The 12,018-nt window shown below is 71.3% G+C and carries 11 protein-coding genes and 2 pseudogenes; 5 read left to right on the top strand and 8 right to left on the bottom strand.

Going from position 1 to position 12,018, the window contains the following annotated elements:
- Positions 1–15: 15 nt before the first annotated feature.
- From HNR40_RS01720 to HNR40_RS01710, 3 genes are read right to left on the bottom strand one after another with little or no spacing between them, the layout of a single operon-like run.
- Positions 16–741: an enoyl-CoA hydratase/isomerase family protein gene (locus HNR40_RS01720; protein WP_184957874.1), complete on the bottom strand. Its 726-nt coding sequence runs from the start codon at positions 739–741 to the stop codon at positions 16–18.
- Positions 738–2,213: a class I adenylate-forming enzyme family protein gene (locus tag HNR40_RS01715; protein ID WP_184957873.1), complete on the bottom strand. Its 1,476-nt coding sequence runs from the start codon at positions 2,211–2,213 to the stop codon at positions 738–740. Before HNR40_RS01715 ends, HNR40_RS01720 begins: the two co-directional genes overlap by 4 nt.
- Positions 2,170–2,841 carry a TetR/AcrR family transcriptional regulator gene (locus HNR40_RS01710; protein WP_184957872.1) on the bottom strand — a complete coding sequence of 224 codons (672 nt, stop codon included), beginning with the start codon at positions 2,839–2,841 and terminating at the stop codon, positions 2,170–2,172. The genes HNR40_RS01715 and HNR40_RS01710 overlap by 44 nt, the downstream gene beginning before the upstream one ends.
- A 120-nt stretch (positions 2,842–2,961) precedes the next feature.
- On the opposite strand from HNR40_RS01710, the pseudogene HNR40_RS54145 reads away from it, so the two are divergent.
- Both HNR40_RS54145 and HNR40_RS54140 read left to right on the top strand, forming a co-directional pair.
- Positions 2,962–3,411 (top strand): annotated as a pseudogene (locus tag HNR40_RS54145) (ABC transporter substrate-binding protein); the annotation flags it as partial.
- Positions 3,412–3,678: pseudogene (locus HNR40_RS54140) on the top strand (iron chelate uptake ABC transporter family permease subunit); the annotation flags it as partial.
- A 4-nt stretch (positions 3,679–3,682) separates the two neighbouring features.
- Here HNR40_RS54140 and HNR40_RS01700 read toward each other — a convergent pair.
- Positions 3,683–4,969, bottom strand: a complete 1,287-nt coding sequence (locus HNR40_RS01700; RefSeq protein WP_184957871.1) for an FG-GAP repeat domain-containing protein — start codon at positions 4,967–4,969, stop codon at positions 3,683–3,685.
- A gap of 56 nt (positions 4,970–5,025) precedes the next feature.
- Here HNR40_RS01700 and HNR40_RS01695 point away from each other — a divergent pair, with 56 nt between their 5' ends.
- From HNR40_RS01695 to HNR40_RS01685, 3 genes are read left to right on the top strand one after another with little or no spacing between them, the layout of a single operon-like run.
- Positions 5,026–5,832, top strand: a complete 807-nt coding sequence (locus HNR40_RS01695) for a MerR family transcriptional regulator (RefSeq protein ID WP_184957870.1) — start codon at positions 5,026–5,028, stop codon at positions 5,830–5,832.
- Complete coding sequence (locus HNR40_RS01690) at positions 5,829–6,722, top strand: RNA polymerase subunit sigma-70 (protein WP_312896148.1); 894 nt, start codon at positions 5,829–5,831, stop codon at positions 6,720–6,722. The genes HNR40_RS01695 and HNR40_RS01690 overlap by 4 nt, the downstream gene beginning before the upstream one ends.
- Before the next feature lie 4 nt (positions 6,723–6,726).
- Positions 6,727–7,206 carry a GyrI-like domain-containing protein gene (locus HNR40_RS01685; RefSeq protein ID WP_184957868.1) on the top strand — a complete coding sequence of 160 codons (480 nt, stop codon included), beginning with the start codon at positions 6,727–6,729 and terminating at the stop codon, positions 7,204–7,206.
- Here HNR40_RS01685 and HNR40_RS01680 read toward each other — a convergent pair.
- The 4 genes from HNR40_RS01680 to HNR40_RS01665 are packed head-to-tail and all read right to left on the bottom strand — an operon-like array spanning position 7,190 to position 11,931.
- A complete protein-coding gene (locus HNR40_RS01680; RefSeq protein ID WP_184957867.1) occupies positions 7,190–8,851 on the bottom strand; it encodes a phospho-sugar mutase in 1,662 nt (553 codons plus the stop codon). The two genes, HNR40_RS01685 and HNR40_RS01680, sit on opposite strands and share 17 nt — an antisense overlap.
- Positions 8,848–9,651 (bottom strand): purine-nucleoside phosphorylase, encoded by an 804-nt coding sequence (locus tag HNR40_RS01675; protein WP_184957866.1) that lies wholly within the window; start codon positions 9,649–9,651, stop codon positions 8,848–8,850. Before HNR40_RS01675 ends, HNR40_RS01680 begins: the two co-directional genes overlap by 4 nt.
- Position 9,652: 1 nt before the next feature.
- Positions 9,653–10,957, bottom strand: coding sequence for a M20/M25/M40 family metallo-hydrolase (locus HNR40_RS01670; RefSeq protein WP_184957865.1), 1,305 nt, complete (start codon positions 10,955–10,957; stop codon positions 9,653–9,655).
- Positions 10,954–11,931 carry an Lrp/AsnC family transcriptional regulator gene (locus tag HNR40_RS01665; protein WP_184957864.1) on the bottom strand — a complete coding sequence of 326 codons (978 nt, stop codon included), beginning with the start codon at positions 11,929–11,931 and terminating at the stop codon, positions 10,954–10,956. Before HNR40_RS01665 ends, HNR40_RS01670 begins: the two co-directional genes overlap by 4 nt.
- Positions 11,932–12,018: the final 87 nt, after the last annotated feature.

Here is a 12,018-nt window from a genome sequence, read left to right as displayed (position 1 = left end):
GCGTCCCCTGACCGCTCAGCGGGCGCGTGCGGCGAAGCGCCGCATGCCGTCCTTGGCGATGCCCGACTCCTCCACCTCCCGCGCCGCCTCCGTCTCCCGCGCGAAGGCGCGCTCGACGTCCTCAAGCGCGGGCCGCAGCAACCTCAGGTGTACGGCTGTCGCCGTCCCCGGCTCCGTCCAGCGCTCGACCAGGCCGACGGCCGACTCCACCAGCGACTCCGGCGCCACGATCTCGTCCAGCAGCCCCGCCGCCAGAGCTTCGCCGGCGTCCAGCCGGGCCGAGTCGAGCACCATCCGCAGCGCCCGGCCGCCCACGACGCGGTGCAGGAGCAGGCTGGAGGCGTTGGAGATCGACAGGCCGATGCCGTTCTCCGGGAGGAAGTAGCCGGCCGAGGGGGAGCCGACGCGGGAGTCGAAGCACAGCGTCCACTCGGCGGCGCCGCCCACGGCCAGTCCGTTGACCGCGGCCACGACCGGCACCGTCGTCTCCAGCACCGCCCTGGTCAGGTCGTGGAACGTCTCGACCTCCTCCAGCAGCGACTTGCCCGCCGCCTCGTGCAGGTCTTCGCCGGCGCAGAAGGCCCGGCCCTCGCCGGTCACCACGATGCCGCGACCGCCGTGGCCGTGCTCGCGGACCGCCGCCGCCAGCCGTAGCCGCATGTCGGAGGTGAGGGCGTTGAGCTTCTCCGGCCGGCGCAGCGTGATCACCGTCACCTCGCCGCGCGTGCTGACGTCGATCATGTGGTCTCCCTCGGGGTCTCGATGGCGATGGACCCGGCGCGCTGGTCGCGTTCGGGGTGGAGCAGGTGGCGTTTCTCGATGCGCTGGGACGGCGTGTAGGAGAAGCCGGTCACGAACTCGACGAACGCCGGGATCTTGAACCTGGCCAGCCGTTCGCGGGCGTGCGCGATGACCTCGGCGGCCGTGGTGCGGTCCGCGTCGTGGCCGGGGTTGAGCTGGATGAACGCCTTGGGCAGCTCGCCCCACAGGTCGTCGGGGACCGGGACCAGCGCTGCCGCCCGGACCGCCGGGTGCTGGGCCAGGACGGTCTCGACCTCGGCGCAGGAGATGTTCTCGCCGCCCCGCCGTACCATGTCCTTCAGTCGTCCGGCGTGGTGGATGTAGCCGTGCTCGTCGCGGAAGCCCAGGTCGCCGGTGTGGAACCAGCCGTCGCGGAAGGCGTGGGCGGTGGCGTCGGGGTGGTTCCAGTAGCCGCGCATCATCGGCGTGCCGCGCACCACGATCTCGCCCGGCTGCCCGTCCTCGGCCAGGACCTTGACCTCCTTGCCCGGCGGCGCGCAGCCCATGGCGCCGGTGCCGACCGTACGCTCGTCGTCCGGGCGGACGAGCAGGTCGGAGCCGCTCTCGGTGGAACCGTACAGCTCCCGCCAGGGCGCGTCCCAGCGCTCCTCCAGCGCGGCGTGCAGCTTGGCCGGGATGCCGGAGCACATCACCAGCCGCATCCTGTTGTCCCGGTCGAGCTCGTGCGGCGGCTGCTTGAACAGCAGCGTCGGCATCGTGCCCAGCACGTACGTGACCGTGGCCCCGTGGCGGCGGGCGGCCGGCCAGAACCCGGAGGCGGAAAAACGCGGCAGCACCACGAGCGGCACCCCGGCCACCAGGCACATGAGCGCCATCCACTGCGGATCCATGTAGGAGAACGGCTGCGCCACCATGACCACGTCGTCCTCACGGAAGCCCACGTGCTCGGCCATGATCTCCGCGGTACGCGTCCAGTAGTCGTGGGGCAGCATGCACGCCTTCGGGAAGCCGGTGGTGCCCGAGGTGTAGGAGAAGGTGGCGATGTCCCAAGGATCGATCGACACCTCCGGCGCCTTGCCCGCGCGCTCCTCCAGCACCGGCACGCCGACTTCGCGGATGAACGGGGCGTAGTCCGGCGAGGTCAGCGCCACCACCGCGCCGGAGTCGCGCAGCACGTGGGCCAGATCGGCCGAGCGGTAGCGGGCGTTGACCGGGACCGTGATCGCTCCGGCCTTCAGCGCGGCCAGCCAGCCGATGGGCCAGCCGGGGACGTTGTCGAGCATGATGGCCACGCGGTCGCCGGGCCGTACGCCATGGTCGGCCAGGGCGCCCGCGAGCTGGTCGGTGCGCTCGTCGACCTCGGCGAACCCGAGCGTGCGGTCGGGAAAGATCAGGAACGGGCGGTCCTTATGGAGTCGTGCGGCCTGCCGGAGCAACGCGGGGATCGTCATGGGGCTCCCATGGGTATTCGGGCAGCAGGGTGAGATCAAGCCGCATGGTCACCTGGGCGGGCGAACGGACCGCGGCCAGCCCGATCGCCACGAACTCGGCGCACACCTGCTCCAGCGTGGACTCGCCGTCGGGGCGGTACCACTCGCTGGTGCCGGTGCACATGGACATCAGGGCGAGCCTGGTCAGCTTCTGGTCGGCGACGTGGAAGGCGCCTTGCTGGACTCCGTCGGCCAGGGCGCTCTTCCAGCGCTGCTCGTAGAGGTCGCGCAGGGCGATGATCTCGTCGCGGGGGCTGGAGCCGGTGGTGAGCGAGCGCAGTTCGCCGTCCATGACGCGGGTGGTCATCGGGTTGAGCGCGTGGATGGCGGTGAGCGAGGTGATGAGCGCGGCCAGGCGCTCGGCGGGGTCGCGCAGGTTCGCGAGCTGGCGGTCGGTGGCGTCGATGAGGCCGAGCTGGCTCAGCCGCATGAGGTCGGCGAGCAGGGCCTCCTTGCTGGCCACGTGGTGGTAGATGCCGGCGTTGGTCATGTCGACGGCCCGCGCGAGGTCTCTGATGCTCGTCGCCGCGTAGCCCTGGCCGGCGAAGAGCCGCATCGCGGCGGTTCTGATGCGTAGTCCTGTATCCATGTCTCCTACCGAACGTTTGGTAGGAGCCTAGCCGACCGAACGATCGGTAACCAGTGCCATTCTTGACCTCCTCGAGCCATCTGATTAGGTAAGGCTTACCTAACCATAGAGTGGAAAATCGTGAAGCGCGGACTTGTGGCACTACTCGGAGTGGCGGTGATCGCGCTCGCGGGCTGCGGAAACGCGCAAGGCTCCGCGGCCGCCCCCGCCACCTCGGCCGCCACGCCGTCCGCGCGCATCGTCCCGCTCACCGGCGACGTCGCCGAGATCGTCTTCAAGCTCGGCCTGGCCGACAAGGTCGTCGGCGTGGACCTGTCCGCGATGGGACTGCCGGAGGCCAAGGGCAAGGCGCGGATCGGCTACCAGCGGGCGCTGGCGGCCGAGGGCATCCTGTCGCTCAAGCCCAGTGTGCTCGTCGGCACCGAGGACGCCGGGCCGCCCCCGGTGATCGAGCAGTTGAAGGGGGCCGGGATGCGGATCGTCCTGGTGCCCACCGGCGCCGCCTCGGTCGACGAGGTGCCCGGCAAGATCGAGCAGGTGGCCGAGGCCGTGCGCGAGCCCGGCAAGGGCGCCGCGCTGGCGGCGGCCGGAGCCATCTCGTTCGTCGGCCTGGTGGTGCCCCACCTGATCAGGCTGGTCGCCGGTCCCGGTCACCGGGTCCTGCTGCCCGCCTCCGCGCTGGCCGGAGGGTGCGTGCTGGTCCTGGCCGACCTGGTCGCCAGGACCGTCGGTCCGCCGGCGGAGCTGCCGATCGGGGTGCTGACGGCGTTGATGGGCGGGCCGTTCTTTCTGGTACTGCTCCGCCGTACGCGCAGGAGGCAGGGCGGCCGGGCCTGAGTGCTCAGGTGGCGTCGAAGGAGGCCACGATCCGCTTGCCGTCGGTCACCTGGATCCTGCCCTCGTGCATGAGGACCGCCTCGCCGTCGCCGTCCCCGTCATAGTCGCCGCTGGTCAGCGGGGTGCCTGTTGCGCCGGGGAGCGGTTGCCCGGGGCCCAGGCCGTCGGGACCGCCCCAGTGCACCCGTGGGAGAGAGCCGCCGTCGGCCCGGCCGAAGATCAGGTCGTCGTGGCCGTCGCCGTTCAGGTCGGCCGCGATCGCCTGGCCGTTGGCGCCCTTGAACCGGCGCTCCCGCCCGTCGCCGTAGTAGACGGTCAGCGTGCGGTCCACCTCGGGCGGCTCGGTCTCGTCGCCCGGCTCGTTGTTACGCGAGCCGTCGTCACCGGCGGCCAGATCCCTGACCCCGTCACCGTCGAAGTCGCCGAAGGCCGCCGCCATGCCGGGCGTGAGCTTGCGTGCCTGCGCGGCGGGCCCACCGCGGCGACCGGCGAGCAGCCAGCCGGACCGCTGCTCGCCGTCGTCACCCTCGAAGGCCACCAGCCCGCTCGGCCACCCGCCGATCCGGTCGGCCGTCATGTGCCAGAACTCCTCCCCGGTGGGAGACGCCCGGACCGTCCGCCGAGCCGGCGTCCCCGCCCGATCGAACGGCCCGAACAACAACCCCAGCCCCGGACCGGAAGAGCTGGGGTTCGGGCCAAGGTCGGAGGGGGTTTCGCCTGGCAAGGCCATGGCGATGTCGGCGGCGCCGTCGCCGTCGAAGTCGCCGGTGATCGCGCGGTGTGTTCCGGCGTCGCCGGCGACCGGGGGCCGGATCGGGGTGGGCAGCGCGTCCGCCGGGATCCCGGCCGGGCCGCCCCAGAACACGCTGGGCAGCATCGGCCGGTCCTGGCCCTCCGGCGCGCCGAAGGCGAGCACGTCACCGTAGCCGTCGCGGTCGAGGTCGGCGTGGAGGCCGCCGTCGATGAGCCACGGGACGAACCTGCCCAGCACGGTACGCCGCCCCGGGCCGAGGCCGCGGCGGGAGCCGTACACGATGACCAGGCGTGCGGGGTCGGCCGTGTCGAGCTGGAAGGCCAGGTCGGAGAAGCCGTCACCGTCGACGTCATCGGGCCGCGCGCCCGTCGCCCGCGCGGGCCCGGACGGGGAGGCCGACGGCCCGGACGGGGAGGCCGAGGGCACGGATGGAGAGGCCGAGCGCGGGGGTGACGAGGACGGGGGTGACGACGACGGTGGCGCGGCCCCGCACCCCGTGAGCAGCAGGATCACGACGAACAGGGAGGTTCGGGGCATGCGGGCATCGTAGTGTTGACCCTGACACCGTGTGAGGGGCTACATCTGGGGGCGTCATGTTCAGCATCGGAGACTTCGCCAGGCTGGGGCTGGTGTCGGTGCGCATGTTGCGCCACTACGACGCGATCGGGCTGCTCAGGCCCGCGCACGTGGACCCGGCCACCGGCTACCGCTCCTACCAGGCAGCCCAGCTGTCCAGGCTCAACCGGATCGTCGCGATCAAGGACCTCGGTTTCACGCTGGAGCAGGTGGGCGCGATCCTCGACGACAAGGTGAGCACGGAAGAGCTGCACGGCATGGTACGCCTGCGCCGCGCCCAGATAGAGGAGCAGATCAGCGCCGATCTGGCCAGGTTGCGCGGGGTGGAGGCGAGGCTCCGCACGATAGAGAGGGAAGGGCACATGCGCACCGACGAGGTCGTGCTCAAGAAGGTCGCCCCTTTGCGGGTCGCCGAGCTCAGCGGCCGGGCGGCCAGTTACGACGGCGAGGACATCGGTCCGGTCATCCAGCCGCTCTACGCCGAGCTGATGAAGCGCCTCCACGAGGCGGGCATCAAGATCACCGGGCCGGGCTGCGCCTACTACCTCCAGCAGGACGACGGCACCGTGATGGTCCACGCCGCCGTCGAGGTGGGGGTCTCCGAGGGCGCCGACGTCGACTTCCTGAACCTGCCCGGCATCGAGACCGCCGCCACGATCATCCACACCGGCTCGATGGAGAACGTCGGCCCGACCATGCAGGCTCTGGCCCACTGGATCGAGGACAACGGCTACCGCGCCCTGAGCCTGTCGCGCGAGGTCTCACTCCACTGCCCGGACAACCGCGACGAATGGGTCACCGAGCTGCAGATCGAGGTGACGTGATCGAGCTGGAGCGCCACCGCAAGGAGCTGGCCGGGTACTGCTACCGCATGCTCGGCTCAGGCTTCGAGGCAGAGGACGCCGTCCAGGAGACCCTGACCAGGGCCTGGAAGACGTTCGACCCCGAGCGCGGCGCGCTGCGCCCCTGGCTGTACGGCATCGCCACCAACGTCTGCGTCGACATGCTGCGCAGCGCCCGGCGCCGGGCCCGCGCCATGGACCTGGGCCCGGCCGCCGAGCCCGGCGCCGACCTGGGCGTGCCGATCCCGTACGAGCGCTGGGTCTACCCGATGCCCGACCAGCTCATGGACCCGGCCGAGCTGGCCATCTCCCGCGAGTCGGTACGGCTGGCCTTCGTGGCCGCGCTCCAGCACCTCCCGCCCAGGCAACGGGCGGTCCTGATCCTGCGCGACGTGCTGGCCTGGTCGGCCGCCGAGGTGGCTGACCTGCTGGAGACCAGCGTGGCCGCGGTCAACAGCGCGCTCCAGCGGGCCAGGGCGACCCTGCCCGCCACGGCCGAGCCGCGCCTGGAGGTGGACGAGGATCTGCTGGCCCGTTACGTGGACGCGTTCGAACGTTTCGACGTGGACACGCTGGTCGCCCTCACCCACGAGGACGCCGTCGAGTCGATGCCGCCGTTCGCCTGGTGGCTGGCGGGCCGCGAGGCCATGCGCGCGGTGCTGGTCGCCTCGGGCGGGGAAGGCTGCCGGGGCAGCAAGCTGGTGCGGGCGGGCGCGAACACGTTCGGCCAGTATCTGAACGGCGAGGCGTTCGCGATCGTGATCCTGGAGACGTCAGGCGGCCTGATCAGGGGTACGACCACGTATCTCGACCCGAATCTGTTCCCGTTGTACGACCTGCCGATGAGTTTCGGGGGTCCCGACCGTAAGTAAGAGCATGGACATCATCGAATTCCCCGAGCGGCACTACGTGGCCGTCCGCAAGACCATCACCCTGACCACGTTCGGCGTGGTCGCCGACCGCATCCCGGAGATCTACGGCTGGCTGGTCGCGAAGGGCGTGGCCATGGAGGGCGCGCCGTTCTTCCGCTTCCACGTCATCGACATGGAGGGCGACCTGGACGTCGAGGCGGGCGTGCCGGTGGCCGGGCCGGTCGAGGGGGAGGGCGACATCGTCGCCGCCACCCTCCCCGCCGGCCGCTACGCCAGCGTCCGCCAGGTCGGCCACCCCGACCAGCTCTTCCCGGTCATCGAGAAGCTGCGCAACACGCCTGGCCTCGTCTTCGACATGACCGAGGAGGCCGACGGCGAGCACTGGGGTTCGCGCCTGGAGATCTACCACACCAACCCGGCAGAGCAGCCCGACATGAACAAGTGGGAGATCGAGCTGCAGTTCAGGCTCAAAGACCCAGCGTGACCTTGAGGTCGGCGGCCAGGGCGGCCAGCCCAGCGGCTGCCTTGGTCCTGGCCGCCGCCACCTCGTCCTCGACCGGCACCACCACTTCGAGGTAGCACTTGAGCTTGGGCTCGGTGCCGGAGGGGCGCACCACCACCCGCGCCCCGTCAGCCAGCCGATAGCGCAGCCCGTCGGTCGGCGGCAGCCCGCCCTCGCCCTTGGCCAGGTCGTCGATGCCTTCGACCACGCGCCCGCCGAGCTCCTTCGCGGGCTCGGCGCGCAGCCGCGCCATCGCGCCGGAGATCAGCGACAGGTCGTCCACGCGCACCGACAGCTGTGAGGTGGCGTGCAGGCCGTAGCGCCTGGCCTGGTCGTCCAGCAGGTCCAGGAGAGTGCGCCCGGCCCGCTTGGCCTCCGCCGCGATCGCGGCCACGGTCAGCGCCGCCCCGATCCCGTCCTTGTCGTGAACAGGCAGTCCGGCATCGGAGCCGACGCTATAACCCAGCGCCTCCTCATAGCCATAGACCAGGCCCTCTCCGGCCCGCATGATCCACTTGAAGCCGGTCAGCGTCTCGGTGTACCGCACCCCGTGCGCCGCGGCGATCTTGCCGAGCAGCGTGGAGGACACGATCGTGGTCGCCACCAGCCGGTCGCCGGTGGTGTTGGCGATCACGTACTCGCCGAGCAGCGCGCCCACCTCGTCACCGGTCAGCATCCGCCACGAGCCGTCGCCCACCGGCAGGCCCGCCGCGCACCGGTCGGCGTCGGGGTCGTTGGCCAGCACGAGGTCCGCGCCGACCTTGGCGGCCAGCGCCAGCGCCAGGTCCATCGCCCCCGGCTCCTCCGGGTTGGGGAAGGCGACGGTCGGGAAGGCCGGGTCGGGGTTGCGCTGCTCCTCGACCGCCATCGGGCTGGCGAACCCCGCCGCCAGGAACGCCCCGGTCAGCGTGCCGGCGCCCACGCCGTGCAGCGGCGTGTACGCCACCTTCAGCGCCCGCGCCGTGCCCAGCGGCAGCGCGGTCACCGCCTCGATGTAGTCGTCGAGCAGGTCCTCGCCCAGCTCGGTGAAGGTCCCGGGGGCTCCGTCGAGCCCCCTCTCCTCGTACGGCGCGCCCAGCGGCAGCCCGTCCACCCGGCCCACCGCGTCGATCGCGGTGGAGATCTGCCCGTCGACGGGAGGCACGATCTGGGAGCCGTCGTTCCAGTAGACCTTGTAGCCGTTGTCCCTGGGCGGGTTGTGGCTGGCCGTCACCGTGACCCCGGCGTCGGCGTCCAGGTGGCGTACGGCGAAGGCCAGCACCGGCGTCGGCAGCGGCCGGGGCAGCAGCGAGGCGTGGATGCCCGCGCCGGTCAGCACCGCGGCGGTGTCACGGGCGAACACGTCGGACTTGTAGCGGGCGTCGTAGCCGATCACCACGTGCTTGCCGGGACCCAGCACCGCGGCCAGGCCGGCGGCCGCGCGCATGACCGTGACCCGGTTCATGCGGTTGGGGCCGGCGCCCAGTTCGCCGCGCAGGCCGGCCGTACCGAACTCGAGTTTGGCGCCGAAGCGGGCCGTCAGCGTGTCGAGGTCGGCGCGCTCGATGAGGTCGGAGAGCTCGGCGCGGGTGTCGGGGTCGGGGTCCTGGGCCAGCCACGCGCGGGCCTGCTTCAGCAGGTCGCTCATACCCGGTCGACCACCTTGGCCAGCAGACCGCCCATGCGCGCGGCGGTGGCCTTGCCGACCTGGAGCACCTCTTCGTGGTTGAGCGGCTCGCCGGCCAGGCCCGCCCCGGGGTTGGTGACGAGGGAGACGCCGAGCACCTCAAGACCGGCCTCGCGGGCGGTGATCGCCTCCAGGACGGTGGACATGCCGATCAGGTCGCCGCCCAGCGTGCGCAGCATGCGGATCTCGGCGGGCGTCTCGTACGTCGGGCCGCGGAAGGCGACGTAGACGCCCTCGGCGATGGCCGGGTCGATCTCGCGGACCAGCGCGCGCAGCCGCTTGCTGTAGACCTCGGTCAGGTCGAGGAAGGTCGTGCCGGTCAGCGGGTTGGCGCCGGTCATGTTGATGTGGTCGCTGATCAGGACCGGGTCGCCGACGTTCTGCGTCTCGGGCCGCAGGCCGCCCGCGGCGTTGGTGAGCACGACCGCCCTCACCCCGGCCGCGGCCACCGTGCGGATGCCGTGGACCACCTTGTCGACCGGGCGGCCCTCGTAGAGGTGCGTGCGCCCGAGCAGGACCAGCGCGTGGCGTCCGGCGTCGGTGCGGACGACCCGGATCTTGCCGCCGTGCCCGGCCACCGCGGGTGGCGCGAAACCGGGCAGGTCGGTGAAGGCCACCTCGGTGACGGTCTGTCCGAGCGCGTCGGCGGCGGGAACCCAGCCGGAGCCCATCACGAGGGCCACGTCGAAGGTGTCGACGCCCGCCGCGCCCTTCAGCGCGGCGGCGGCGTCCTGTGCCAGGGTGTAGGCGTCGTTGCTCACCTCAGTAGTTTAGGAGCAGCCTGTCGAGCACCCTCACACCGAACTGCAGGGCCTCGACCGGCACCCGCTCGTCCACGCCGTGGAACATCGCGGCGAAGTCCATGTCCTTCGGCAGCCGCAGCGGCACGAACCCGAAGCCCCGGATGTTCAGGTCGGCGAAGAACGTCTTGTTGTCGGTCCCGCCCGACATGCAGTACGGCACCGCCCGCGCCGTCGGGTCCTCGGCCTTGAGCGCCGCGATCATCGACTCGACCAGCGCCCCGTCGAACGTGGTCTCCAGCGCGATGTCGTGGTGCACGAACTCGCGGCGTACCTTCTCGCCGATCAGCGAGTCGACGGTCTTGAAGAAGTCCTCCTCGTGGCCGGGCAGGAAGCGCCCGTCGACCACGGCGGTGGCCTGGCCGGGGATCACGTTCGACTTGTAGCCGGCGCCGAGCTGGGTCGGGTTGGAGGTGTGGCTCAGCGTCGCGCCGACGAAGCGGACCAGCGGCCCGATCTTGTCCAGCACGTTCTGCGGGTCGGCCGGGTCGAACGGGATCTGGAAGGCGTCGGCCACCTCGGTGAGGAACGTCCGCACGGTCGGCGTCAGCGTGATCGGCCACTCGTGGGCGCCGATCCTGGCGACGGCCTTGGCCACCTCGGTGACGGCGTTGTCGGAGTTGAGCATGGAGCCGTGCCCGGCGGTGCCGTCGGCGATCAGCTTCATCCAGGCCAGGCCCTTCTGGGCCGTCTCGATCAGGTAGAGCCGCAGCGACGGGTCGACCTCCAGCGAGTAGCCGCCGACCTCGCTGATCGACTCGGTGACGCCCTCGAACAGCTCGGGGTGGTGGGCGGTCAGATGCTTGGCGCCGTAGACGCCGCCGGCCTCCTCGTCGGCCACCCACGCGAAGACGATGTCCCGCTTGGGCTTCTTGCCCTCACGCTTCATCTGCCGCAGTACGGCCAGCATCATGGCGTCCATGTCCTTCATGTCCACCGCGCCACGGCCCCAGATGTAGCCGTCGCGCACCTCGCCGGCGAACGGGTCGACCGACCAGTCGGCGGCGTTGGCCGGCACGACGTCCAGGTGACCGTGGACCAGCAGCGCGGGCAGGCTGGAGTCGCTGCCCTCCACCCGGGTGACGACGTTGCCCCGGCCCGGCTCGCTCTCGATGTAGGTGGACTCGATGCCGACCTCGTCCAGCCTGGCCATGACCACTTCGGCGGCGGCCCGCTCGCCGGGACCGGTGCCGTCACCGTAGTTGCTGCTGTCGACGCGGATGAGCTCCACGCACAGGTCGGCTACTTCCTTCTCAGCGGGCGTCATGTTCTCTCCAATGTGAGCAGACCGGACTTGCGGAGGTGCCCGCGCTTGTGGGCGCGGGTGATGAGCGTGACGTTGACGTCGGTGACGTCGTCGATCGGGCCGACGACGTTCGTGAGGAAACGGTAAAGGTCGGCCTCGTGTGCCGCGACCACCTGGACGATGACCGAGTGGGTACCCGAGGTGGCGGCGCAGTAGCGCACGTCCGGATGCGCGGCCAGCGTCAGGCCGACCTGGTCGAGCCCGTGCGGGCGGACCTTCAGCCAGATCTGCGCCTCGACCTCCAGGCCGAGCAGCGCCGGCTCGATCTCGGCGCGCAGGAGCAGGAGCCTGCGGTCGAGCAGCGAGGCGACCCGGCGGCGGGCGGTCGGCAGCGAGACGTCCAGCCGCTCGGCGATCGCGGTGAACGCGGCCCGGCCGTCGGCGACCAGCAGCTCGGCGATCTCCTTCTCCAGCGGGGAGAGCCCGTCCTGGTCGGGCAGCGGCCCGGCGCTGTAGACGGGACTCAGCTCGGCGACCTCCTCGGGGGTGAGGAACGGCGCGTGCCACTCGGCCACGGTGGTGAACGTGTGCAGGACGACCTGGGTGCGCGTCTGCAGGACGCCGCTGATCTCGGTGACCTCGGAGGAGACGATGTCGTGCAGCATGTCCCTGCTCGGGGCGACCAGCTCGCAGCCGAGATCCGCCTCGCCGGTGAGGGAGTAGACCGAACGGGTGTCGCCGCGCTCACTCAGCGCCGCCGCCACCTTGGCCGACGCGCCGGGCTGCACCTGGACGTGCAGATGGACCGGACGGCCGTGGCCGGTGCGCAGGTCGTCGTAGATCGCGGTGACGCGGACCATGCCCTCGTTGATGACGCGCTGGAGCCGGCGCGCGACCGTGCGCTCGTGCTCACCGATCACCCGGCCGATCTCACCCCAGGACGCGCGCGGGCTGACCTGCAGGGCCGCGATCAGGCGCCGGTCGAGAACGTCCATTGAGAACCGTTTCTATGTCGGGTTTGTAAATAAATCTCTGGATGTTTGACTATTTCGGTCGTCCACTTGCACAGTAGGGCACCACCT

Origin of the sequence: Nonomuraea endophytica (assembly GCF_014203235.1) — a bacterium.
GTDB classification, from domain to species: domain Bacteria; phylum Actinomycetota; class Actinomycetes; order Streptosporangiales; family Streptosporangiaceae; genus Nonomuraea; species Nonomuraea endophytica.
Note: the sequence above shows the minus strand (reverse complement) of the source record. Positions and strands in the feature narration are given on the sequence as shown.

Bases quoted from the DNA above. Each gene is read 5' to 3' on its own strand.
- HNR40_RS01720 (WP_184957874.1), bottom strand. From the start codon at position 741: ATGATCGACGTCAGCACGCGCGGCGAGGTGACGGTGATCACGCTGCGC.
- HNR40_RS01715 (WP_184957873.1), bottom strand. From the start codon at position 2,213: ATGACGATCCCCGCGTTGCTCCGGCAGGCCGCACGACTCCATAAGGAC.
- HNR40_RS01710 (WP_184957872.1), bottom strand. From the start codon at position 2,841: ATGGATACAGGACTACGCATCAGAACCGCCGCGATGCGGCTCTTCGCC.
- HNR40_RS01700 (WP_184957871.1), bottom strand. From the start codon at position 4,969: ATGCCCCGAACCTCCCTGTTCGTCGTGATCCTGCTGCTCACGGGGTGC.
- HNR40_RS01695 (WP_184957870.1), top strand. From the start codon at position 5,026: ATGTTCAGCATCGGAGACTTCGCCAGGCTGGGGCTGGTGTCGGTGCGC.
- HNR40_RS01685 (WP_184957868.1), top strand. From the start codon at position 6,727: ATGGACATCATCGAATTCCCCGAGCGGCACTACGTGGCCGTCCGCAAG.
- HNR40_RS01680 (WP_184957867.1), bottom strand. From the start codon at position 8,851: ATGAGCGACCTGCTGAAGCAGGCCCGCGCGTGGCTGGCCCAGGACCCC.
- HNR40_RS01670 (WP_184957865.1), bottom strand. From the start codon at position 10,957: ATGACGCCCGCTGAGAAGGAAGTAGCCGACCTGTGCGTGGAGCTCATC.
- HNR40_RS01665 (WP_184957864.1), bottom strand. From the start codon at position 11,931: ATGGACGTTCTCGACCGGCGCCTGATCGCGGCCCTGCAGGTCAGCCCG.